Below are 22,473 nucleotides of genomic sequence, written 5' to 3'. Positions count from 1 at the left end.
CTATAATTACTCTACCAGTTCAACGCGCACCTTGTGGCCCAGCCTTGCGCACGCCGTCATGGCAATGGTTCTCAACGCATTGATCGTAGTTCCTTTGCGCCCAACTACTTTGCCGATGTCTTTTTGCCCGACGCGAATTTCAACGACAAGCCCCTTTTCTCCTTGGTCGCAATGGACAGTTACCTGATCCGGCTCGTCTACAAGATTCTTTACAATGTACTCAATAAACTCTTTCATGCTTGATTCTCTTTGTTGGTGAAATGGTGTGCATTTCGGTATAAGGCGTCAAAGGGCGCAAGGATCGCATAACTTCCATTTTTTCGCCTCATTTTTGAGAGCTTGCCTTATCAATTTGGACCGATTCTTTGACCCATTCAAGATAGGAGGTGTTGCCGCCATCGATGAAGCGGTAGGTGATTTCGGGCACTTCATAGGAAGTATTTTTCTCGATGACACCTCTGATCTCATCGAAATTTTCCAGCAGAGCCTTGAATACGACCTTGCTCTCCTGTGTTGTTTCCAGCTGGTTATTCCACATGTAGATGGACTCTATCCAAGGCGTGATTTGTGCACAGGCGACAAGCCTTTCCTGGACGAGGAAGCGACAAACACGCCTCGCCTCGTCGATAGTAGCCGTCGTCCAATGTATTTCAATGTATTGCGTCATCCCCACCTTCCTTTTTAACAATTCTTGCTTAGTGATTTATGTCGAAAGCACCTCAAAACTTGATTTTCCGCGTCAGCAAAGCCCTCCGGAACCTTTCATGAAGAGACTTCTCCAAAAGCAAAACCTCAAATTTTCAGACACTTTCGGTATATACCGAAGGCAATATTCATCACAACATTTGAGGGTGTCATGAAACATCAAGAGCCCAATTGAAATTCAGGGAGAGACCAGCGCTATTCCCTTAGTCCTCAGGTCGATCAACAGGTGCCAAGACGTCACTGCCTCACTCTTGCCTATCGCCCGATCGATACGCTGCGACTCCTTTTGTATAATGCGGTCAAACACCTCAATCGTCTCGCTGTAGCTATCGAGCGCATAGCGAATCAAAACCTGCAAATCGATATCTTTGCCGCTCTTAAGCCTCCTTCTGCCTTCCGTCAAAACCACAATTTCGGACAGCTCTCCGCTTCCTGCCCCCGCATTCTGAAAATCGATAAACACGACGCGAAACCCTCTTTCCTCAAAGTAACGCTCGACACTTTTCGTAAAATTTTTGATTAGCTCCAGAGTCTTTTGAGGAATTACATAGCCGACAACACTCTCTTGGTCGCTAACACCGATCATCGAAGGCCCCAGGCTAATGACAGGAAAGTTTTTTGGCGGAAAGAAGGGTTTAAAAGGCAATAGGGTGCCGTCTTCGGCAATCAGGATGTTGGTGTAGTCTTTCAGATAGGCAAACGGTTTTCTGGCTTCGTAGTCAAGGTAGAGAATATTCGGATAGACTTTGCTGACTTTAACCCGATTGAAAAAGGGCGTTTTCATCAGCTGGTTCTCCAGCCTTCTTTCGGACGCGGCGTAAAGATTTAAAGGCTTGTCCAAAGAAAGCCCCATCAGTTCGATCAGCGCCAGCGTAGGCAGAGGCTCTTTCACCGCTCCTGTCTGGACAACCCCCGTCACACGATATTTGGGATCAAGCTTCCTCTCTTCCAGCCACTGTTGATAGTACTGGTAAGAAATAAAAGCCGTGACGAACGTGAAGCAAAGAGAACCCAAGACTATGGCCACTCCCGTCAAGAAAGAGACTCGTTCTACCCTTGGATCCATCTCTTATCAGCTCATGAACAAATCGAGATGGATTCCGTCGAACAGCTGGCCTGATACTGGGAAGCAAACTGCCTTCCGAAAGAGGAGATGTCTCCGGCGCCCATGAAGACAACCGCATCGCCCTTCTTCAAAAAGCCCTTCAGATGGTCATGAAGCTTGTCTTTGGAAACAAACACCGTCGACACGTCGGAAGAATCAAGTACCTCTTCGACAATATTCATGGCATCCACTCCCTTGACAGGCGCCTCACCGGCTGGATAGATGTCAGTGACAATGAGCTCGTCGGCATCATCAAATATTTTTCCGAATGCTCCTTTGCAATCTTTGACCCGGCTATAGCGATGGGGCTGGTAAACAACCACAAGTCGGTTGGCCGGAAAGACCGACTTAAGACCGCGCAGCGTCGACGCGATTTCGGTAGGATGGTGAGCATAGTCGTCGACAAAAACGACCCCCTCCTTTTTGGCGATCACATCCGACCTTCTCTTGACACCCTCGAATTTAAGCAGCGCAGCACGAATCGCCTCTTCCCGAATTCCGCTGGACACGGCGTAGCCGAACACGGCGAGGACGTTAAGGGCATTGTGGAATCCGACAAGAGGAGCCTCTACTTTCTTGTAGAACTTGCTATGGAAACGGATGTCGAGAGAGAGCTTCCAACCCTCCTGCACAAAATTGCTGCCCCGCAGCTCCGAGTCTTCTGCAAATCCGTAGCCGACCCCATGATGGCACATTTCATTGAGGTCTTTGTTGTCTTTGCAAAAGAAAAGGTGCTCGTGCGACTGCACTTTGAAAAGGAACTTAAGGAAAGCTTCCTTCAGACGCTCTTTAGTGCCGAAATAGCTCATATGGTCCATTCCGATATTTGTGACGATGGCTCCAAAGGGTGTATACTTAAGGAATGTACCGTCGCTTTCATCTGCTTCGGCGATGAAATGTTCGCCAGCGCCCCACAGTGCGTTGGTTCCATAATTTTTAACAAACCCGCCGACAGCAAACGTCGGAGCCATGCCGCACTCGGTAAATACCGTTGCCATCAGAGAAGTGGTGGTGGTTTTGCCATGAGTTCCCGCGATGGCGACTGTCTTCTTCCCTTTCATCATCTTCTGCAGAAGATCGGATCTGTGCATCACTTCCATATGATTTTTGATCGCGAAGAGAAACTCCGGATTGTCTTTGGATATGTCGGTGCTGTAGACTACAATGGCATCTTGAGGAACATTGCCGGCATCGTGCCCGATATGCACTTTTGCCCCAAGGGATTTAAGCTCCTCGGTAACGTAGGAAGAAGCAATATCGCTTCCGCTCACGGGAATCTTTTGCATCAGAAGAATTTTGGCAAGGGCGCTCATACCGATGCCTCCGATTCCAATAAAATGAGTGCTCTTCATTAGCTTTCCCCTGTCGTTGTCGGCATCAATTTTTTCACAAGCGAACACATATCTTCTGCTGGCGCTCTTTCTTTAAAGTTCCGTATCGCTTCTTGCATTTTCGTAAAAAGTTCGTCCTCGTTTGTGATGAGCTGCTTCATGAGAAGATCGAAGCCCGCGGAGGAATAGCCCGCTTCTGTCATGACCCTTGCACCGCCCACTTCCCCGGCCATAAACTCGGCATTCATCTCCTGATGGTTCTCCGAAGCATAGGGATAGGGAATCAATATTCCCGGGACTTCAAACGCAATCTGTTCGGCGATCGTTCCGGCTCCGGCCCTTGATATTACAAGGTCTGCCGCCGTCCACGCATACTGCATTTTATCCTCAAAGGGCTTGACACAGGCGTCGAATTGCTTTTCCCGGTACGCTTTGACAAGACCAGAAGTATCCCCTTTCAACCCTGTCAGATGGATAAACTGGACAGCGCCGTTTAAAGAGTGCAGTGACTTGGATGCCGTTTCCATCATCTCGTTAATGAATGCCGCCCCTTGAGACCCTCCAAAGATAAGAACCGTCTTTTTACCCGCTTTAAGCCCATAGCGGGCAAGGGCCTCCTCTTTTTCAGGCCTGCCTTGCCTCAGGTCTTCGCGCAAGGGCGACCCTACATCCACGACCGGACCTCTTAAATACTTTCTTGCCATCGGAAACGTGATCCCTGTCGCAAGGGCGCTTCCGGACATCAATCTGATAACCTTGCCCGGTATGCTGTCTGCTGCATGGAGAATATAGGGAACACCTCTCAGCTTAGTGGCAATCAGAAGAGGCAGCGTGTGATAACTGCCAAAACCGATCACCAGATCAGGCTTAACCTCGTCTAAGATCCGTCCGCTCTGGATGACTCCTGCCATCACTTTACCTGCTGATGCAACGCATTTGAGAGGGTTCTTGAGGGGAAAGTAGCCGCAGAGGACTTCTTTGAATGGGTAGGCTTCCTTGTCAAAAAACCGGTTTTGTGAAAGACCGCCGCCCGCAAAGCAGATGTAGAGGGATGGCATCTCCTCTTTAAGCTGTCGGGCAAGGGCTAGAGCCGGAAAAACGTGCCCCCCCGTTCCTCCTGTGCATATCATTACCCGCTTGACCATGGATGCCTCTTCTTAAGAGATACTAAATCGTGTAGACCAAAAACCTATCCGGAAAATCTCTCCGAAAATCAGGAATTGCCCGAGCCGCATTTCGATAAAAAACAGCTGAAAGGCAATTAAAAAGAGACTGAATTGTTCCAGAGACCATCTTCAAACTAAATTCGGCAGCAAAGCATACTGACTTGGGTTTGTGAACAGTCTCTTACGGGACTTGTTCCAAAGCCAGCATATTAGCACTCTCTTGGGAATTTCATCAAACATCTCCAAAATGTTTAATGAATGCATCGGCAACCGGGAACGGATCGGAAGCGCTCTTCATGGAAGGCATGCGGTTTAAAACCTTATTAGCCAACACCTTTCCCAGTTGAACCCCTTCTTGATCAAAGGAGTTGATATTCCAGATGAACCCCTCGAAAGCCACCTTGTGCTCGAAGTAGGCAAGAAGAGCTCCTATGGTGAAGGGGTCTTGCCGTTTGGCAATCAAAAGATGGGAGGGCCTGTTGCCCAAAAATTCTCTATTGGGATTGTTGCTTTTCTGCCCGATGGCAAGAGCGATCGCCTGAGCAATCAAATTAGCGATCAATTTTTCCTGGCTCGTTGTCTTCTCGAAGGTATAATCATCGCCAAACCGGCTCTCTTTAAATCCGATAAACTCGAGCGGGATGGTATCGGTTCCCTGGTGAATGAGCTGGAAAAAGGAGTGTTGCGCATTAGTTCCGGGTTCTCCCCAGATCACCATTCCTGTTCTATGAGAGACGGTGTTACCCCTTCTGTCGATATGTTTGCCGTTCGACTCCATGGAAAGCTGCTGGATATGGGCCGGGAAACGACTCATCCCCTGGGCATAGGGAATGATGGCAAGTGTTGCCATGCCGAGGAAGTTTCTGTTCCAGACAGAAAGCAACGCTCCCATCAGCGGCAAGTTGGAACGAATATCTTCCCTTAAGGCAACCTGGTCCATAGCATGGGCGCCTTTCAAAAATTCCCAAAAAGTGTCAAATCCGAGGGCAAACCCGAGTAATACCCCTCCCACCATGGAAGTCGACGAGTAGCGCCCCCCGATCCAGTCCCAGATATAGAAGACCTTAAGATAGCGCCTGGCATCATCCATTTCACTTCCCTCCCCCGTCACTGCAATGAAGTGGCGTCCGGGATCTAAACCGGCGGCTTTGAATTTCGACCTTAAAAACTCTTCATTCGTTTTAGTTTCGATGGTGGATCCCGATTTAGAGACCACCACGGCAAGCGAACGCTTCAAATCTGCCCCTTTAACAGCGAGGGCCAATGAATCAGGGTCGATATTGTTGATGAAATGGACTTTTCTCCCCTTGATGAGAAGATGTTCGAGCGCATAATAGATGGCCGAGGGGCCGAGATCCGATCCTCCGATGCCAATCATAAAAAGCTCGCTGAACTCATCGCCGATGGAGGAGAGAAACTGCTTCAGCTTATCGCATTCGATCTTGGCCATGGCGGCTGCCTCTTTGGCGGGCCCTGAGTTGTTTTCCTCTCCGAAAAAATCCCTCACGGCAGTGTGCAGAACAGCCCGGTTTTCGCTCTGGTGCCCTTTGATGCAATTCATCACCTCACCCGACTGCATCCTCTGCATTTTCGATAGCACACCTGCCTCTTTAGCAAGGGTCTCCAACTCGCCGAGGATCGTTTCATCCACCCTCTCCGGCGCATAAAGCAACGTGATGCCAGCTCCCCGCGCCACGTGATTTTTAATCCTCTCCTCTGAAAAAATCCCCTGTTCCGTCATGTCGGGTGCTATCAGCTTCAACTCATGAAGACGCTGAACCGATGCCATTTCATCGAAAGCAACTTCCTCTTCTTCCATTTTATTCCTTTCCATGAGCCCACCCTTTAGTTAAGAGACTTTCCACAATTTCGGTATGACAACCTCTTATAAGCGACTCATCCATTCTTCGACAAATCACTTCTTTACCTCTCGCTGACAGCCAAGTGAACCGAAGACCTTTTCCCATGAATCCTATGGGTTTATACCGAAAGTGTCTCACCATCTAGGATTTTTTCTTTGAGAAAGCCCCGGAATCGAAGGATTGCTATCTTTTTAGCCCCCAAAATCCCAAATATTGAGACACTTTCGGTATAAAGCAAGGAAGCTAAGGAGCTTTGGCATTTTGCAAATCTGTAAAATTAATAAGTTTGGGCACTGGATTTTATCCCATGTATTTAATATGATCTAAACTTAATAAAACTGGTTCTATGAGAGAATAATGAACGAGGGTAAGCCAGCAGCTCCAAAACCGATAATTGAAGTCTCATTGATTTCAAAAACTTATACGCACAAAGATAAGATCACCCACGCACTGCGTGACGTGTCACTCTTCGTTGCCAAGCAAGACATCTACGGCATCATCGGATTGAGTGGCGCAGGCAAATCCACATTGATTCGTTGCCTGGCCGGACTCATCACCCCTTCTACAGGAAAAATTTTATTTAATGGCAGCGACATCCGTGAGCTAAAGGGCGCTAATCTACGCGCCTTCCGCCAAAAAATCGGGATGATTTTTCAGCACTTCAACCTTCTGAGCTCACGCACGGTTGCCGGAAATGTTACCTATCCCCTCGAGATAGCCGGTGTTTCAAAAGCGGAGCAAGAAAAGCGTGTCGATGAGCTTTTAAGATTAGTTGGGCTCACCTCCAAAAAAGATGTTTATCCCGCATCGCTCAGCGGCGGTGAAAAACAGAGAGTCGGGATCGCACGCGCTCTTGCCAATCATCCGGAAGTGTTGTTCTGCGACGAGGCAACCTCAGCGTTAGATCCAAGAACAACCCAAGAAATTTTAGATCTTCTAAAAACCATCAACAAAAATTTGGGCGTCACGGTCGTCTTGATCACTCACGACATGGAAGTGATCAAAAGAGCCTGCAATAAAGTGGCCGTCATCGAAGCCGGAAGAATTGTAGAAGAAGGCCCCGTCTCCGAAGTATTTGCAGAGCCGCAACATCCCACTACCAAGCAATTTATACAGGGCTCTTCTCATGAAATTCCGGAAGAGTTTTATAAAACAACGTCGCCTAATCGGGTATTGCTGCGACTGAGATTCAAAGGATCAGCTGCGAACGACCCGCTCATTTCCCAGATCGTAAAAAAATTCCATGTCGATGCCAACATTTTGCTCGGCTGGATCGATCGACTGCAAACAACGACTGTAGGTACTTTGGTCATTGAATTGATAGGACCTGCCGAGGGAATTTCCGGTGCCCTGAACTATCTTGCTGAAAACACTGTCCACCATGAGGTATTACAGCAACATGAACCCTGACATTGACCTTGCGCTTCAGCTTCTTCCCCTACAGCTGTGGAATACCATCTACATGGTTGCCGTCGCTGCTTTCTTTGCCGTATTGATAGGGTTGCCTGTCGGCGTCATCTTAACGATAACGGACAAGGGGCACATTAAAGAACACGTCGGCCTCTACAAAGTTTTAGAGACAGTTGTAAATATCGGAAGATCTTTTCCCTTCGCGATCCTGATGGTTGCCTTGATACCCTTCACTAGATGGCTTGTCGGAACGAGTTTGGGAACAACTGCAGCGATTGTACCTTTAACTGTTGCGGCCGCTCCCTTTGTGGCAAGGCTCATTGAGGCCAGCCTCAAAGAAGTGGATCACCACATCCTGGAGGCTGCCATCATCATGGGATCCAACACCTGGCAAATCATCACAAAAGTCCTGCTCCAAGAGGCGCTGCCCTCCATCCTCTCCGGCATCACGCTGACAATCGTCAATCTTATCGGCTATAGCGCCATGGCGGGGCTCATCGGCGGCGGCGGGCTTGGGCAAGTGGCTATCCAATACGGCTACAATCGTTTCAACACCTTCATTATGGTTACCACCGTGATCTTGCTGATCTTGCTTGTACAAGGCGTGCAGTGGGTTGGAAACAGAGTGGTCAAGTCAATCCTGAAAAAACGAGGAAAACTTATCTATGAATAAACGCCGCTTGGCATTTGCCGTAAACCTGCTGCTCCTGCTTTCAGGCTGCTCCAGCCCTGAAAATGGCTTTAAGGTAGCTGCAACACCTCAGCCGCATGCGCAAATGCTCGACTTCGTAAAACCCGAACTTAAGGCGCAAGGGATCGATCTGATCATTGTCATCACCGACGACTACAACTTACCCAACCGTGCGCTTGCAAACAATGAAGTGGCTGCCAATTTCTTCCAGCACCTCCCTTTCATGGAAGAACAAGTAAAACAATTTCAGTATCCCATAGTGAGCTTGGCCAAAATCGAACTTGAACCGATGGGAATTTATTCTAAAAAAATCCGTTCCTTGTCAGAACTAAAAGACAACGCGATAGTCGCCGTTCCTAATGACCCCACGAATGAGGCGAGAGCTTTAAACCTGCTCCATGAGCAAGGGATTATTCAGCTTGACAATCCAGCCAATCTGCAAGCGACGATTCTAAACATTACCCACAACCCCAAACACATCAAGTTTATTGAAGTGGATGCGGCCATGCTTCCCCGCTCACTGGAAGATGTAGATGCAGCTGCCATCAACACCAATTACGCCTTGGAAGCTAAGCTTTCCCCCCTGGAAGATGCTTTGGCTCTTGAAAGCAAGGACTCCCCTTTCGCCAATATCATCGCCATCCGGGCCGGAGATGAAAACAGGCCGGAAATTAAAGCCTTAAAGGCCGCTATGACGTCCGAAAAAATGCGGGAATTTATTTTAAATAAGTACAAGGGAGCTATAATCCCTGCATTTTAGGAGACAAACCACAAACTCAAATCAATATACTTTGCTTCTGAGTTTGGCTACTTACCGGGAGTGTCTCACCATTGGTTTTTTGGCAAAGAGAAAGCCCCACGCCAAATTTTGAGGCGCTTCCGGTATATTGGGATACATAAATTTAATCCACTGTAAGACAAGAGAACTAAAATGACTGGAAGAAACGACCCATGCTGGTGCGGAAGCGGAAAAAAATGGAAGAAATGCCACTACCCCTCTCTTTCACCTCTAGAGAAAACAAAGCCCTCCGGATTATCCGACCTCTATCGGAAGCAGCATATCCTGATCAAGACAGAAGAGGAGATCGCCAAAATCAGACAGGCAGGGCATCTCGCAGCCCGCATTCTGGACGAAACCTGCAAGATCGCCAAAGCCGGCGTGACGACAAAAGAGCTCGACGACTTTGCCGTGAAGCTGCACAAAGAAGCAGGGGCAACCCCCGCTCCGTTGGGGTATGGGGACCCTCCCTTCCCCAAAAGCATCTGCACCTCGCTGAATGAAGTGATCTGTCACGGCATCCCCGGGAACGAAAAACTGAAGGACGGCGACATCCTCAATATCGACGTCACATGTATTTTAGACGGATATTACGGCGATTGCAGCAAAATGGTCATCATCGGCGAAACGACTCCAGAAAAAAAATTGGTCTCGTTTGTATCCTATCATTGCCTGATGCGCGCTGTCGAGGCCGTCAAGCCCGGACTGCCCCTCAATAAAATCGGAGACATCATCGAAGATTTCGCAGCGAAGCACGGATGCTCTGTCGTCAACCAGTTCGTGGGGCACGGTGTAGGCATCGAATTCCATGAAGGACCCCAGGTTTGCCACCACAGAAACAAGAACACAACCCCCCTCGTTCCAGGAATGATCTTCACCATCGAACCGATGATCAATGCCGGAAAGAAAGGAGCTGTGATCGACATCCGCGATGGCTGGACTGCAAGGACTGTAGATGGGAAGCCGAGCGCTCAGTGGGAGCATATGATTCTTGTCACCGAAACCGGCTGCGAAATTCTGACTCCGTGGCATCTCGACTACAAATCCGAAGCGGAGCGCTTCATCTAAGAGTCTTTTGAAGGGCTGCAGCGCCCTTTAGGCTCTATACCAAACGTGTCTCGAAATTTGGGGCTTTCATCAAGCTAAAACCCTAAATTTCGAGACACGTTAGGCGCACGTTCAGCTCGTCAAAGCGTCCTGAGGTTGGCGGCTCGAGAGAGCATCGATGATCTCCTGCAGGGCCGTCACCTCTTCCTGATGCTCGATAAGCAACTCTTTTCTCTCCCGTTCCATCTTGCCGATCTGCCGCTCCAAAAGGCGCTCCACCTCAGAACGGTCACTGTCGGGTCTCTCCTCGGCTTCCCTCTGTAGAATGAGGAGCTTCTCCTGCATGTGGAAAAGGGACTTCCTGGAATCATCAAGTGCTTCCGATTTATCTGCGAACTGTTGCTTCAGCTGCTTGAGCTGAGCTTGCACTTCCTTGAGTTTCTTTGTATCCTCTTTACGTAAAGTTTTAAGCTCACCCAAAATTTCTTTGAACTTGTCTCTCTCTTTAATCGCAGCGTCCATCTTCTTCTTCATTTCTTTAGGACTGCCTTCTACCACGACTTCTGCCGCTGCAGCTCTCTCTATCTGCCGCTCCAATTCAGTGCGCAACGAAGAGACCTCTGCTTGCTTCTCTTCCAGAGAAAGTTTCAAGCTTTCGTGCTTTTGCAAATACTGCTCATTTTCCGCTTTCAGAACATCCAGCATTTGTTCGTCAGCAGCCCTTCTTTCCTCAGCCTGCCTTTCAAGCTCTTCCTGCAGTGACTTCAGCTGATCTTTTACAGACTCCACCTCGGCCTCTTTCGCGGCGATGACACTTTCGCGTTCAGCAGAAAGGAGTTCTTTTTCCTCTTCAAGGGCTTTGATTCTCTCTTCGTCAGCAGCTCTTCTTTCCTCAGCCTGCCTTTCAAGCTCTTCCTTGAGTGACTTCAGCTGATCTGTTACAGACTGCACCTCGGCCTCTTTCGCGGCGATGACGCTTTCGCGTTCAGCAGAAAGGAGTTCTTTTTCCTCTTCAAGGGCTTTGATTCTCTCTTCGTCAGCAGCTCTTCTTTCCTCAGCCTGCCTTTCAAGCTCTTCTTGCAGTGACTTCAGCTGATCTTTTACAGACTGCACCTCGGCCTCTTTCGCGGCGATGACGCTTTCGCGTTCAGCAGAAAGGAGTTCTTTTTCCTCTTCAAGGGCTTTGATTCTCTCTTCGTCAGCAGCTCTTCTTTCCTCAGCCTGCCTTTCAAGCTCTTCTTGCAGTGACTTCAGCTGACCTTTTACAGACTCCACCTCGGCCTCTTTCGCGGCGATGACGCTCTCGCGTTCAGCGGAAAGGAGTTCTCTTTCTTCTTCAAGGGCTTTGATCCTCTCTTTAAGCGTCTCAGCCTGCTCAATTTCAACTTTGCGCTCAGCAAGCTCTCTCGTGATTTCCGCTTGCCTTTCTTTGAGTTCTCTAATCTCTTGTTCTTTAGCGTCGAGGCTCTCCTGCGAAGCGGATTGGACAGAAGATTTTGAGCGCAAATCCTTCAATTCCCTCTCGAGCTGCGCGTTTCGTGCATTCGCCTCTTGCAAGATGCCTCTTAAGACAAACTCTTTCTCTTTATACCCATGCCCTATCTGCTGCAATTCTTGGGAAAGCGTGTTGAACTTCTCCTCTTTTTCAAGAAGCTTCTCCTCCAACTCCTCCATTGCCTTTTGCAATGCGGCGCTTTTTTCCAACTGACTCTGAGCGGTTTCCTCTCCTTTCACCAAGGCATCTGTCAGAACCTCCTGCTCTTCCGTTAACCGCTCGATCATGGAAGACATCTCTTTTTGGATCGTGCGCTGGCGGATTTCCTCACTCTCATGATCCTGAAGCTGTCGGTTGGCTTCAGCCAATTCGCTCTTGAGTGCGGCAAGCGCTTTTTCGTGCTCTTGTTGTACCCTAAGATCCCTCTCCTCTTCCTGCTGCCTGTCACGTGAGGCACTCTCCAACCTTGCCTTCAGCTCTTCAAGCTGCTTTAAACCGCTCTCCTTTTCACGTCTTTCATCTTCCAGTTCCTTCTGCAGTTTTTTCAGCTGCAGCTCCTTCTCCTGATCTTTAGCGTCTACGGGATTTTTTTGCTGCTTGGCAAGCTCTTGTCCAAAGCGTTTCTCTTCGTTCCTCGTTTTCTCTTCAAGCTTCCAAAGGGCTGAAAGACGGCTTTTGGATTCTTTTTCCATCTCGTCAAAAAGCGCACGCGACTCTGAAAGCCCGAGAGAGAAGACTAACACTCCCAAAAAATAGGAAATGGCCAGCAGGAAGGGGAAGGGCCCCTCGGAAAACCCATGAGTTGCCCACTGATACGAGAGAGCGGATCCGAAAAGAAGCGCTGCAAGAAGCGTTCCTCTAAAACCGAGAAAAAACACGATCAATGCAGATAAGGCAGCTATACCACCAAGCCATGGGATAAAAGCAGACTGCTGCAAAGAACCGATAAGCGCTGCCAGCAGCAGCAGGATTGGACCTATGCTTGTCCAAAGAAGAATTGTACCACTCTTTAAGTTGGGGCCTGCAGTCTCTTTTGCTTTTGCGTCTTGATTCATACTCTGTCCTTAACTGAAAAATTACTAGATATACTGGCCAGGAGCCCAATTTCCGTCAAATTCGCTATCAAAGAAGTACCCCCTTGACTGAACAAGGGCAGGTTCAAACCGGTTGAGGGAAGGAGTCCCGACACAACGCCTAGATTTAAAAATGCCTGAAAACCGATCAGGAAAGTAAGCACCCCCCCGAGTAAAAAGCCTGTCTTATCGGCCGCGAGGGCAGCGATTGAAAAGCCGAGATAGATGAGTGTGCTGTAGAGCAAAATCAACACGCTGATGCCAACAAATCCAAACTCTTCACCGAAAATGGCGGCGATATAGTCGTTCTGCGCTTCCGGGAGATAGCTAAGTTTTTGCAGGCTCTTGCCCGGACCCTTTCCGATTATCTTGCCGGAACCGGTGGCGATTTTTGCCTGATACGGCTGATGCCCTTTGCCGAGCAAGTCCGCTTCAGGATTCATATAAACGCGGATACGCCCCTTGACATAGGGAAGCTGGGATGCAAAGGCTCCTCCCGCCAGCACGATCACCATCAGAGGCAACGCCCAATACTTGGCTTTAATGCGCATCAGAAAAAAAAGGACGATGAGCGAGAGAAAGACGACGAAGGCAGTGCCGTTGTTTGGCTCAATTGCGATTAACACGATCGGTATCATGGCAAGAGAGAGTATGAGCAAAAACTGCTTAAAGGTGATATCGGCAAAGCCTCGCTTGGCGGCAGCCCAGATAAAAAACGCAGGAGTGGCAATCTTAACGAATTCTGACGGTTGAAACTGAAAACCCATCAAGGCGATCCAGCGCTTGGCGCCGTTCACCTCTTTTCCTATTCCGGGAATAAGAACGAGCACCAAAAAAATGACGAGCAGGCCCAAGATCCAGGGGCTCTTGCGGACAAATCCCTGATATCCGGTCATGAAGACCAAGCCGGAGGCCACACAGCCGGCCGCAAAGTAAATCATTTGTTTAACTAGGGCGTGATGTGTGCTGATGGATAAGTCCTGATCGAGCACCTCAGCGCTCGTTGTGCTGAAGATCACGACAAGCCCGATCAGAAAGATCACAAAAACGATCAGAAATAGAAGAAAGGTGCGCTGATTCATTGCCTTCTTAAGGCGCTTGGGGGGCAGCCGACGCTGACCCCACAAGTGCTTTTTTAATGTTATTTTACGCGAACCCTCTGTCCAACCTTAAGGTTTTTCGCTTTCTTTTCATCCATATTGTTCATCTTCAAAAAATCGCCGACGCTGATATTGAATTTCTTCGCGATTTTCCAAGGGTTGTCCCCGGTTTGGATGACATAGTAGTCGCTGGTGCCGCCTGCAACCAAATCACTCGATTTTGTATCCTGCCTGACAGGCAGGCTCGAGGACTTGCCCTCATGCGGAATCTTCAGCGTCTGGCCTACCTTCAACTGATCCGATGTTAAGTTATTCAACTTTTTTATCTTTTGAACGGTAGTGCCATTCGCTTTGGCAATTTTGCTTAAGACATCACCTTTTTTGACAGTGACCTCAATATACTGCTCGTTGCCTTGCGTTTTTGTTGGCGCTGGCTTATCGCTCATTACCTCATCCTCAACACCTTTATTGAGAAACTCTGGCTCCACCAAGAGGCTGTCTTTGATTTTTTCAGACTCGATCGAATTCGATTCAGCAAAATCCTTAAGCAGCGTGTCTACTTCATCTGCCTCGTTGTGCTGTGCCAGAACCACTTTATCTTTGTCGCCTGCCTTAATTTCCATACCGGCTTCAGGCTGGACGACATGCACCTCTTCGACAAGAGGGGTGTCCCTGGTTTCGTCCTCAGTATTGATCGCCATCATGAACAGAACGGCAAGCAATCCGATATTGGTTAACACTGCTATGATGATGATATCTCTTCGGCTCATGAATTCCTCATTTGTTAAAGAGTCAATACGATCTTTTTAAACTCATCTCCCCGATGCTTATAATCGCGGAACATGTCAAAACTGGAGCAGCCGGGAGAGAGCAACACGGAGTCGCCCTTCTTAGCTGAACGAAAGGCTGTATCCACAGCCTCTTGCAAGGATGAACAGAGTTCCACAGGAAACATAGTGGAAAGCTCATTCTTAATTTTCTCCCTGGCCTCTCCGATTGCAATGATTTTGACAACTTTCCCCTGAAAGTGGGGTATCCAAAGGGTATAGGACGCCCCTTTGTCCACCCCTCCTGCTATCAGAAGGACGCGACCTTCCATCGAAGAGACGGCTTTAAGAACCGCATCAACATTAGTTCCTTTACTGTCGTCAAAAAATGAAACCCCTTGCACCTCTCTGATGAACTCGATCCGGTGAGGCGGTTTTTTGAAAGCTTTGAAAGAGCGGAGTATGTCTTCAGCAGAAAGATCCAGATCCCTTAAAAGGGCGTAGGATGCAAGCATATTTTCAAGATCGTGGGGGGCCGCTCTGCCAAATTCATCAGGCAGCCGAATTTCGGTCACTCCAAAGCGCCTGATAGTTCCGTTCACCAAAGCTACATCGCACTCGGGGCTGAACCCAAAAGCCATGGTGCCCGGATGGTCGATCCACTTGCCCCATGATTTCAAGGTTTTCTCCTCCACATAGAGGCGGCCTTCAGGAACAACCACTCTCCCCATCAGTCCTTTTGTCAGTGCGTACTCCTCCATCGAACTGTATCGGTCGAGGTGGTCAGGAGTGATATTGAGAATACATCCCGAGGACAGTCTTGCGGTCGTCAAAGTTTCTAGCTGATACGAGCTGATCTCGACAACAAAAACATCGATTTCGCCCTGTCTTTCAACTGCCTGAAGAAGGGGCGTTCCGATATTCCCAAGCGCTTCCCCTTTAATTCCGTTATCCTTGAGGCAATGAGCAATTTTTGAGACGACTGTCGTCTTCCCGTTGGTTCCGGTGACGCCCACCGCTTTCTTGTCTAGTTGACAAAATGCAAGCTCCATCTCGCCGATCACCGGTTTGCTTTCACGGATAAACTTCTCATAGACTGCATGCGTCCTTGGGAAACCGGGAGAGACCACCATCATGTCAAAAGAGTCTTCAAGAGCGGATTTGATGGAGACCATTTTCAAGCCCTTTCCGATAAGCTCCTTTGCCTCGGGATCATGCTCTTTATTCATTTGCTGATCATCGAAGCAGAAAAGAGAGGCGCCCTTGTTTAAGAGCCAGCGACAAGCCGATTTTCCGCTTTTTCCGAGACCTGCTATCAATACTCTTTTCGTTTTAAACCGCTCCATATTTCTGCCTACTGAAATTTAAGCGAAGCGAGGCCGACAATGGCCAGCAGGAAAGCGATGATCCAAAATCGGATGACAACTTTAGTTTCTGGCCACCCCTTGTATTCGAAATGGTGGTGCAGGGGTGCGCAGAGAAAAATCCGCTTCTTGTTGCGCAGCTTAAAGCTCGTTACCTGCAAGATGACCGACAGCGCTTCGGCAACAAAAATCCCTCCGATTAAGCCAAGGAGCATCTCTCTTTTTAAAAGCACTGCGACGACCCCTAAGATACCACCCAATGCCAGCGATCCTGTATCACCCATAAAAACTTGGGCAGGATGGCTGTTGTACCAAAGAAAGCCAAGACAAGCTCCGATCAGCCCTGCCATGTAGATCGCAATCTCTCCACTCCCCTCGATATAAAGGATGTTCAGATAGCCGGCCAAATCAATGTGATTGGAGACAAAGGCAATGAGCGCAAGACACATCGCGACCATAATCAAACACCCCGATGCCAATCCATCCAGTCCGTCTGTTAAGTTGACGGCGTTCGACGCCCCTGTAATCACAAAGACCATCAGCAGGGCGGGAAGCAAAACGGCCACTCCCTGGAAATTGGCCAGCGGCTCTTTGAAGAAGGGAATATAAAGCCTGCTGGCATACTCGTTAAGGGAAAGCGTGCGCGCCACATTTTCAGGGGGTACCTCCGCGCTTTTGTAGCTTTTGAAGGCAACCTGCTCCTTGATGACGGGAGGATCGAACCAAGAGCCCAATTTGACACTTTCAGAAACACCCGGCACCAAAAGATAGATGGCGACTAGGACTGAAAAAAGAAGCTGGATTCCCATCTTTTTTTTAGCGGACAGCCCTTTAGGGTTTTTCCACTTGAGTTTCAGGAAATCGTCATACGCCCCCAGAAACCCGAAAGTCACAGTGGCCAAAAAGAGAATGAAAGTAAAAGGATGCTTCAAATCCATCCAGAGAAACATGGAAAAGAGCATGGATGCCAAGATCAAAAGTCCCCCCATGGTGGGAGTATCTTGTTTTTTGTGGTGCAAATCCCCAAGGAGAGGGCAATCTTCCTTCCTGATGGGTTGTCCTATCTTCAGCTGATAGAGCTTATTGATAAACGAAGGCCCCAGAAAGATAGAGAGAATCAGTGCAGTGATCGCAGAGAGAATAATGCGTGTGGAATAGTACTCAAAAACATGAGGCATGTGAAAATCAAAGAAGGACTCGAGTTGTCTTATGAGTATCAGGAACATAGCCTATTCAATCATGTGAGGTTATTTCCCTTTCAAGCAGACCGGAAGAGCCAAAGAAGCAAGTATGAGAGGTCGCGAAGGGAGAGCTTGGAGATTTGATGAGAGAATATTCCCGGATAACTATTTTCTACAAGATCAAATGGCCCCGGTTGAGCATTAATCAGATACAGTTGATTTAAATCACCCTATCCCAAAGTGAGTTCATAACCGCCTCATCTGGATTGATTAGAATTGTATAATTTGAATCAATTTTATAGGATAAGAGACTGTCCACAAGCTCAAATCAGTATGCTTTGCTGCTCTATAGGGCCATACCGAAAGTGTCGTAAGGAAATTAAAAAAATCGCAGGAGTCATCGTTGGATAAATTGAACGGAGCGCTTAAATCAACTATCCTGACTACCGGTCTGGCGATGTTCTCCATGTTTTTCGGAGCCGGCAACATCGTTTTTCCCCTAGCCCTCGGCCAGTTCTCTAAGGACATGAATCCCTTCGCCATCATGGGGCTGATCATCAGCGCTGTCATCGTTCCCTTCACCGGCCTCATCAGCATGATCCTTTTCAAGGGGGACTATAAAGAGTTTTTCGCGCGCATAGGAAAGTGGCCCGGGTTTCTTCTATCGATGGTGATCATGGGGCTCATCGGACCTTTTGGCGCCATCCCCCGCTGCGTCACCCTCTCCTACTCTTCCATCGCGATGTTTTTACCTGAGAATGCCATCGAGTTACCTCTTTTCTCAGCCCTCTCTTGCCTGATCATCTTGTTTTTTACCGTTAAGCCGTCGAAAATCTTAGACATTCTCGGCTTTTTCCTGACCCCCTTTCTCCTGATCTCCCTAGGTATTATCATCCTCGTCGGATTCTATCAGGCAGGATCCCTGCCTGAGAGCGGACTTGAACCGGCCGAAGTATTCAAAATGGGCTTCAAGGAGGGATACCAGACGATGGATCTTCTGGGCGCCTTCTTCTTTTCCTCGGTCATTATCCTGGGGCTAAAAGCAGATTATAACCCGAAGACTTCGGAAGATGTAAAAAATCTGATCTCGATGGCAATCAAAGCCAGTATGATCGGAGCCGCCCTTCTAACTTTAGTTTACGTCGGATTCAGCTTCCTTGCAGCCTATATGTCCTTGTCCTTGGATGGAGTTCCCAAAGACCGTATTCTCGGTGCAATTTCCCTCAATGTCCTGGGCCCCTATGCAGGAGTTGTCACCTCGGTGGCGGTCGCCCTAGCCTGCCTGACAACAGCGATTGCGCTAGCCAACGTTTTCGCCCATTTTCTCCACGTGGACATTCTGCAGCATCGCCTGGGATACGTCCCTTCTCTTTTGATCACTTTAGCCGCCACCTATTTCATCTCCACGCTGCAGTTTACCGGCATTGTCAAATTCTTAGCGCCGCCGCTTGCCGCCTGTTACCCGGCTCTGATTGGTTTGAGCCTTCTGAATATTTTCTATAAGTTATACGATTTTAAGCCGGTGAAAGTGTTCGTGCTGATCATCTTTTTGGCAACCCTTCTGGCTGAGTACGGGTATCTCATTTTTTGATCCTTCGGGGAGCGGCTCTGAAGTTAGAGAGTGGTACGGATACGGATTTCGTCGATTTTGGCAAAGAGAAGGCTCATCATCCCATGGCCCTCTCAAAGCCAAAATCCCGCAAACGAATTAGACGATTTCGTTTTTGGAAGTCTTTCGAAGTAATTTTTGGATAAATTTTCCCGATGGCCTCAGTCTATACTCATGAGTGTTAGGGTTGAAGTCATAGAGACCGAACCCTTCGGGCTTTTCCATCCAGCCCATGTCCCATTCAAAATTATCGGCAAGGGTCCATAAGTACACTCGTTCAACGGGCACACCCGTTTCACGCGCATACGAAGCTACCTTCAAGGCCTTTTTGATGAATTCCTTTTGATCGGGCTCAGGTGCTGCAGCTCCCGTTTCTGTGATCCATATTGGCTTTTTAAGTTCGCGGCACTCTTCAAGAAGCGTCGCAAGACCCTGGGGATAGAATCGGAAGGGCATATTAGTCATCTTTCCTCCCCCCTCTTTGTCGTAGGTGCTTTTCCAGATAGCCGAAATCAACGGATCCGTATAATACTGCACTGCGAAGAAGTCGAACTTTTCGTGAATATCGGGCCTGGAATAGGTTACATGTGCAGATCCGGGGATTTGGAGAATGCCGCCCACATAATTCAAGTAATCCGGAAGTTCAAAACAGAAATTACCCGTCTTGAAAAAATCCATCACAGCGTTGTGTGTAACTCTAGTTAAAAGTTCGCATGGAACGCTTTCCAGAAACGAGTAGGGACGAAAACGTAGCGCCTGGTGCGCAATCCCGATTTTACTGTCTTTATACCCATCCATCGCCTTCAAAGCATCGTAAACGTCACAGTGCGCCTTCATTAAGTTTCTAAGCACGATTCCACATAGCGCCGCATCTTTTTTGGCAGGAGGGAAAACACCTCGAATCCAGCCCTGGAAGGCATAGATGGACGGTTCGTTAAAAGTAACCCAATTTTTCACATAAGGAGAGAGTCTCTGATAGACCACTTTAGAGAAGTCAACAAAGTCCGCAATATTCTGATCGTGTTCAAATCCGCCCATTTGCTCGAACCAGATCGGGTCGCTAAAATGATGGAGGGTAATGAGCGGTTCAATACCTTCTCTAAGGAGCATTGAGCAAAGGTCTTCATATTTTTTTAAGGCCTCTTCGCTATATTCCCCTCGTCGCGGGCAAATGGAGCTCCATTCGACGGAGAAGCGGTAATTTTTAAGGCCTAATTCCTTGAGTTTCTCGATAAGCACTTCAGGATGGTTCCAAAAATCAAGCGCGATTCCTGATGTTTCGCCACGTTCGATGTTAGGGCTGCCGTCCGCTTTACATCCCTTTTCAAACAAATGCCAATTAGAATTGGTGTGATTGTCACCCCCGTCAACTTGAAGGGCAGAAGTGGCCACGCCGATTTTGATGTCTGCGCTAATTTTCTGACTCCAATTTGGACTCCTCTCAAAATCAAACAACGAAACTAATTTAGTACTATCAACAAAATTCATGGATTAACCTCAATTTAATGACAATAGATAGTAATACATTACAACAATATTATTTACTAAATAAAAAAAACAAAGCCATGAATCTATCAGACACTTGCGGCATGTATTTTTGTAAAAAAATCATTTGAAGTGGCGTTGTCTGGAGAGGGCTCTAATGCTGCGCAGCGGGCAAGGGCTGCTGTTCTTTTTCTTTCGCTTTTAAGACCTTCTCGATAGTAGAGAAGAACTGCTCCCTTGCAACCGGATTATCAGAGCGAAGAATATAGCCAACGCAAGCGACGTCATACATCTGTGTAAACGAGGTCGCTAGAGTGCCTCCCTGGCGGGGAAATCCGCTGATGGACTTATTAAGGTAATCTTTAATATAAAGGTCGTGGGATGTGATCATGGCGTAGGCGAAATGGTCATCCTGGATCGTTGCAAGGGTATAAGGGAATCCCTTAAAGAACCCTTTCTCTGCCGATTCAATCATCATCACGAACAGAGTTTTAAGCGATTCAGGCTCCAAAACAGTGCGCATGATGACAGGCGTCAGAGAGTAGAAGAAATTCTCTAGAAGAAGATCGTTGAATTTGACGTTCGAAGACTGGAGGAGTTCTCTAAAATTGCAGAGAAGCTCGTTTTGTTTCGATATCATTCCACCATTGAAGTCCCTGAATTCTCCAATGACCCGGTTCAGCTCTTCAACGACTCCGCTTCTCGCCTTCGTCAGGTCAATGGAGTGGTCCTGGCGCAGGAAACCGCGCATCGGCAAGCGTACTCTGAAAACATTTGCCTCTTTCGGATACTTCTTTCTGATCATTCCCACCATCTTGCAGCGATCCGGGATGAACTCTAAAGAAGTTTCGGTATCCGCAAAAAGCTCCTGAACGGGGCGGTCGCCCGGTTTTAAGATCCTCACTAAAATCACTGTGAAGAAAAGATGATCGTAGGTCTGTTCGTCAAAAGAGATAAATACCTGAGGCAGGTCTCCGATGTATTTGATCTGACTGCTCAAAGAGAAGACATTCCTCATGATTTCCTCTTCGTTGCGGGGCATAAAGACCGGGTGCATCAAGTGTCCGATGCGGTCTTTTAAATCCACAAGGAGTTCCTGCCTTAAAAACTTCATCTCATTTGTCGTGAACGCGGATCCATCCTCCTTTTCAACCTCCAGGTACACAGTGCAGATCTTCTCATCCCCCCTCTTATTGGCGTAGAACGAATCCTCGACAAGGTTCACTCCGGGGAGGTAACTTTTGACGGCTGTCATGACGTGCTGTTTTTCAAAAATCTCATTGTCGCTTAGGAAATTGAGACCGATCAGGATCGAGAGGACGGGTTTATCGCCGCCTTCAGGAGTTCTCAAGACACTTCTGAATAACTTCAATTTTAAAAAGCGCTTTTCCCTCCCCTGCTTGACGGACTCAAGAAGGGCTTTTCTGAATAGGTAATGGATACCGATCATACGGCAAAGATGCCTGCTCTTTCTTTGCTTGCGGAATGAGTCCTGAGTGATCACCATCACATGCTGCATTTCGGTTAGAATATCAACTCCGATATGCTGAGGAGCTTTTTTGAGCAACGTCGTTATATCATCTTGGATGCTGGATATTTTCTCTTCCGTCGAAAGGCCCTTGATTTCGAGAATACGGCGAGCATGATATGCTGAGTCAACTCCAAGCTTTGCCTCCATCTCGATAATAGGAATATTACTTTGGATCTCCACCAAATCCTTGGCGTCTTTGACTGAAATGATAATTTCGCAAAGCGTATAAATGGCATCGCCAAACTCCAAAATTTTGAAGTCGGCGGCAAAAATCATCGCTACATCCAGCCTTTTGCCGGGCACCAGCCACATGCTGACCATTTCGAAAAAAAACTTAAAGGCATTCGCCCTATATTTTCCCAGCATGAAAAAGGAGTAATTTTCCGGATGCTCTTCGGATTGATAGGCTTTGCACACCGGCAAGAGCGAATGAAACTTCTCTTTCAAGTCATCGAGAGACTCTTCGTCCCTGCTTTCAAATTTGAAAAAATTGGACGGCAGCAGTTTTTCGAGGCCCATCCTGATGGCGTTAACGTACGATGCGGAAATGGACCTTTCCGAGTGAGGATCAAATACGGTCGCTATTGTTGGAAATAAATCGTCAGCCATACACCTTTTCAATATTTACTGCTGCTTCTGATCCTTATAAACTGCCCACAAACTCAAATCAGTATGCTTTGCCGCTGAATTTGGTTATACCGAAAGTGACTCAACATTGGTTTTAACGCTCTGACAAATCTAAATATTGAGACATTTTTGGCATAAACGTGGCC

At 48.0% G+C, this 22,473-nt stretch carries 18 protein-coding genes; 5 read left to right on the top strand and 13 right to left on the bottom strand.

Going from position 1 to position 22,473, the window contains the following annotated elements:
* Nucleotides 1-6 precede the first annotated feature (6 nt).
* The 6 genes from ELAC_RS10240 to ELAC_RS10215 all read right to left on the bottom strand — a co-directional run bounded on the left by ELAC_RS10240 (nt 7) and on the right by ELAC_RS10215 (nt 6,141).
* Nucleotides 7-237, bottom strand: a complete 231-nt coding sequence (locus tag ELAC_RS10240; RefSeq protein ID WP_098039196.1) for a KH domain-containing protein — start codon at nt 235-237, stop codon at nt 7-9.
* 88 nt (nt 238-325) lie between these two features.
* Nucleotides 326-667, bottom strand: coding sequence for a divalent-cation tolerance protein CutA (gene cutA / locus ELAC_RS10235; protein ID WP_098039195.1), 342 nt, complete (start codon nt 665-667; stop codon nt 326-328).
* A gap of 216 nt (nt 668-883) precedes the next feature.
* Nucleotides 884-1,771, bottom strand: coding sequence for a cell division protein FtsQ/DivIB (locus ELAC_RS10230; RefSeq protein WP_098039194.1), 888 nt, complete (start codon nt 1,769-1,771; stop codon nt 884-886).
* An 11-nt stretch (nt 1,772-1,782) separates the two neighbouring features.
* Entirely contained in the window at nt 1,783-3,162 is a 1,380-nt protein-coding gene (murC, locus tag ELAC_RS10225) for a UDP-N-acetylmuramate--L-alanine ligase (RefSeq protein WP_098039193.1), read from the bottom strand.
* Nucleotides 3,162-4,286 carry a UDP-N-acetylglucosamine--N-acetylmuramyl-(pentapeptide) pyrophosphoryl-undecaprenol N-acetylglucosamine transferase gene (locus ELAC_RS10220; RefSeq protein WP_098039192.1) on the bottom strand — a complete coding sequence of 375 codons (1,125 nt, stop codon included), beginning with the start codon at nt 4,284-4,286 and terminating at the stop codon, nt 3,162-3,164. The genes murC and ELAC_RS10220 overlap by 1 nt, the downstream gene beginning before the upstream one ends.
* Before the next feature lie 253 nt (nt 4,287-4,539).
* Entirely contained in the window at nt 4,540-6,141 is a 1,602-nt protein-coding gene (locus tag ELAC_RS10215; RefSeq protein WP_098039191.1) for a glucose-6-phosphate isomerase, read from the bottom strand.
* Nucleotides 6,142-6,526: 385 nt separating this feature from the next.
* Between ELAC_RS10215 and ELAC_RS10210 the strand changes: the two genes are divergently transcribed.
* The 4 genes from ELAC_RS10210 (at nt 6,527) to ELAC_RS10195 (ending at nt 10,116) form a co-directional block, all read left to right on the top strand.
* Nucleotides 6,527-7,579, top strand: coding sequence for a methionine ABC transporter ATP-binding protein (locus ELAC_RS10210; protein WP_098039190.1), 1,053 nt, complete (start codon nt 6,527-6,529; stop codon nt 7,577-7,579).
* Nucleotides 7,569-8,252, top strand: a complete 684-nt coding sequence (locus ELAC_RS10205) for a methionine ABC transporter permease (RefSeq protein WP_098039189.1) — start codon at nt 7,569-7,571, stop codon at nt 8,250-8,252. The genes ELAC_RS10210 and ELAC_RS10205 overlap by 11 nt, the downstream gene beginning before the upstream one ends.
* The gene (locus ELAC_RS10200) at nt 8,245-9,030 is read left to right on the top strand and encodes a MetQ/NlpA family ABC transporter substrate-binding protein (RefSeq protein ID WP_098039188.1); all 786 of its coding nucleotides are present in this window, start codon (nt 8,245-8,247) and stop codon (nt 9,028-9,030) included. The genes ELAC_RS10205 and ELAC_RS10200 overlap by 8 nt, the downstream gene beginning before the upstream one ends.
* Before the next feature lie 171 nt (nt 9,031-9,201).
* Nucleotides 9,202-10,116, top strand: coding sequence for a methionyl aminopeptidase (locus ELAC_RS10195; RefSeq protein WP_098039187.1), 915 nt, complete (start codon nt 9,202-9,204; stop codon nt 10,114-10,116).
* A gap of 111 nt (nt 10,117-10,227) precedes the next feature.
* On the opposite strand, the gene ELAC_RS10190 is transcribed toward ELAC_RS10195, so the two are convergent.
* Genes ELAC_RS10190 through mraY form a run of 5 tightly spaced genes read right to left on the bottom strand, consistent with a single transcriptional unit; the run spans nt 10,228 to nt 17,120 of the window.
* A complete protein-coding gene (locus ELAC_RS10190; protein ID WP_098039186.1) occupies nt 10,228-12,645 on the bottom strand; it encodes a hypothetical protein in 2,418 nt (805 codons plus the stop codon).
* Nucleotides 12,642-13,745: an FtsW/RodA/SpoVE family cell cycle protein gene (locus ELAC_RS10185; protein WP_098039185.1), complete on the bottom strand. Its 1,104-nt coding sequence runs from the start codon at nt 13,743-13,745 to the stop codon at nt 12,642-12,644. The genes ELAC_RS10190 and ELAC_RS10185 overlap by 4 nt, the downstream gene beginning before the upstream one ends.
* Before the next feature lie 59 nt (nt 13,746-13,804).
* On the bottom strand, nt 13,805-14,533 hold the full coding sequence (locus ELAC_RS10180) for a muramidase family protein (RefSeq protein ID WP_098039184.1): 729 nt from the start codon (nt 14,531-14,533) through the stop codon (nt 13,805-13,807).
* Nucleotides 14,534-14,547: 14 nt separating this feature from the next.
* On the bottom strand, nt 14,548-15,876 hold the full coding sequence (murD, locus tag ELAC_RS10175) for a UDP-N-acetylmuramoyl-L-alanine--D-glutamate ligase (protein WP_098039183.1): 1,329 nt from the start codon (nt 15,874-15,876) through the stop codon (nt 14,548-14,550).
* A gap of 8 nt (nt 15,877-15,884) precedes the next feature.
* Nucleotides 15,885-17,120: a phospho-N-acetylmuramoyl-pentapeptide-transferase gene (gene mraY / locus ELAC_RS10170; RefSeq protein ID WP_098039182.1), complete on the bottom strand. Its 1,236-nt coding sequence runs from the start codon at nt 17,118-17,120 to the stop codon at nt 15,885-15,887.
* Between the two features lie 358 nt (nt 17,121-17,478).
* Between mraY and ELAC_RS10165 the strand changes: the two genes are divergently transcribed.
* Nucleotides 17,479-18,666 (top strand): branched-chain amino acid transport system II carrier protein, encoded by a 1,188-nt coding sequence (locus ELAC_RS10165; RefSeq protein WP_239414512.1) that lies wholly within the window; start codon nt 17,479-17,481, stop codon nt 18,664-18,666.
* Nucleotides 18,667-18,783: 117 nt separating this feature from the next.
* Here ELAC_RS10165 and ELAC_RS10160 read toward each other — a convergent pair whose 3' ends face one another.
* Entirely contained in the window at nt 18,784-20,172 is a 1,389-nt protein-coding gene (locus ELAC_RS10160; RefSeq protein WP_098039181.1) for a family 1 glycosylhydrolase, read from the bottom strand.
* A 151-nt stretch (nt 20,173-20,323) separates the two neighbouring features.
* Nucleotides 20,324-22,309: a hypothetical protein gene (locus tag ELAC_RS10155; protein WP_098039180.1), complete on the bottom strand. Its 1,986-nt coding sequence runs from the start codon at nt 22,307-22,309 to the stop codon at nt 20,324-20,326.
* Between the last annotated feature and the right edge of the window lie 164 nt (nt 22,310-22,473).

Origin of the sequence: Estrella lausannensis, from assembly GCF_900000175.1 — a bacterium.
Classification (GTDB): Bacteria; Chlamydiota; Chlamydiia; order Chlamydiales; family Criblamydiaceae; genus Estrella; species Estrella lausannensis.
Note: the sequence above shows the minus strand (reverse complement) of the source record. Positions and strands in the feature narration are given on the sequence as shown.

Excerpts from the sequence above, each read along its gene's own strand:
- ELAC_RS10240 (WP_098039196.1), bottom strand. The coding sequence starts at position 237 with ATGAAAGAGTTTATTGAGTACATTGTAAAGAATCTTGTAGACGAGCCG.
- cutA (WP_098039195.1), bottom strand. The coding sequence starts at position 667 with ATGACGCAATACATTGAAATACATTGGACGACGGCTACTATCGACGAG.
- ELAC_RS10230 (WP_098039194.1), bottom strand. The coding sequence starts at position 1,771 with ATGGATCCAAGGGTAGAACGAGTCTCTTTCTTGACGGGAGTGGCCATA.
- murC (WP_098039193.1), bottom strand. The coding sequence starts at position 3,162 with ATGAAGAGCACTCATTTTATTGGAATCGGAGGCATCGGTATGAGCGCC.
- ELAC_RS10220 (WP_098039192.1), bottom strand. The coding sequence starts at position 4,286 with ATGGTCAAGCGGGTAATGATATGCACAGGAGGAACGGGGGGGCACGTT.
- ELAC_RS10215 (WP_098039191.1), bottom strand. The coding sequence starts at position 6,141 with ATGGAAAGGAATAAAATGGAAGAAGAGGAAGTTGCTTTCGATGAAATG.
- ELAC_RS10210 (WP_098039190.1), top strand. The coding sequence starts at position 6,527 with ATGAACGAGGGTAAGCCAGCAGCTCCAAAACCGATAATTGAAGTCTCA.
- ELAC_RS10205 (WP_098039189.1), top strand. The coding sequence starts at position 7,569 with ATGAACCCTGACATTGACCTTGCGCTTCAGCTTCTTCCCCTACAGCTG.
- ELAC_RS10200 (WP_098039188.1), top strand. The coding sequence starts at position 8,245 with ATGAATAAACGCCGCTTGGCATTTGCCGTAAACCTGCTGCTCCTGCTT.
- ELAC_RS10195 (WP_098039187.1), top strand. The coding sequence starts at position 9,202 with ATGACTGGAAGAAACGACCCATGCTGGTGCGGAAGCGGAAAAAAATGG.
- ELAC_RS10190 (WP_098039186.1), bottom strand. The coding sequence starts at position 12,645 with ATGAATCAAGACGCAAAAGCAAAAGAGACTGCAGGCCCCAACTTAAAG.
- ELAC_RS10185 (WP_098039185.1), bottom strand. The coding sequence starts at position 13,745 with ATGAATCAGCGCACCTTTCTTCTATTTCTGATCGTTTTTGTGATCTTT.
- ELAC_RS10180 (WP_098039184.1), bottom strand. The coding sequence starts at position 14,533 with ATGAGCCGAAGAGATATCATCATCATAGCAGTGTTAACCAATATCGGA.
- murD (WP_098039183.1), bottom strand. The coding sequence starts at position 15,876 with ATGGAGCGGTTTAAAACGAAAAGAGTATTGATAGCAGGTCTCGGAAAA.
- mraY (WP_098039182.1), bottom strand. The coding sequence starts at position 17,120 with ATGTTCCTGATACTCATAAGACAACTCGAGTCCTTCTTTGATTTTCAC.
- ELAC_RS10160 (WP_098039181.1), bottom strand. The coding sequence starts at position 20,172 with ATGAATTTTGTTGATAGTACTAAATTAGTTTCGTTGTTTGATTTTGAG.
- ELAC_RS10155 (WP_098039180.1), bottom strand. The coding sequence starts at position 22,309 with ATGGCTGACGATTTATTTCCAACAATAGCGACCGTATTTGATCCTCAC.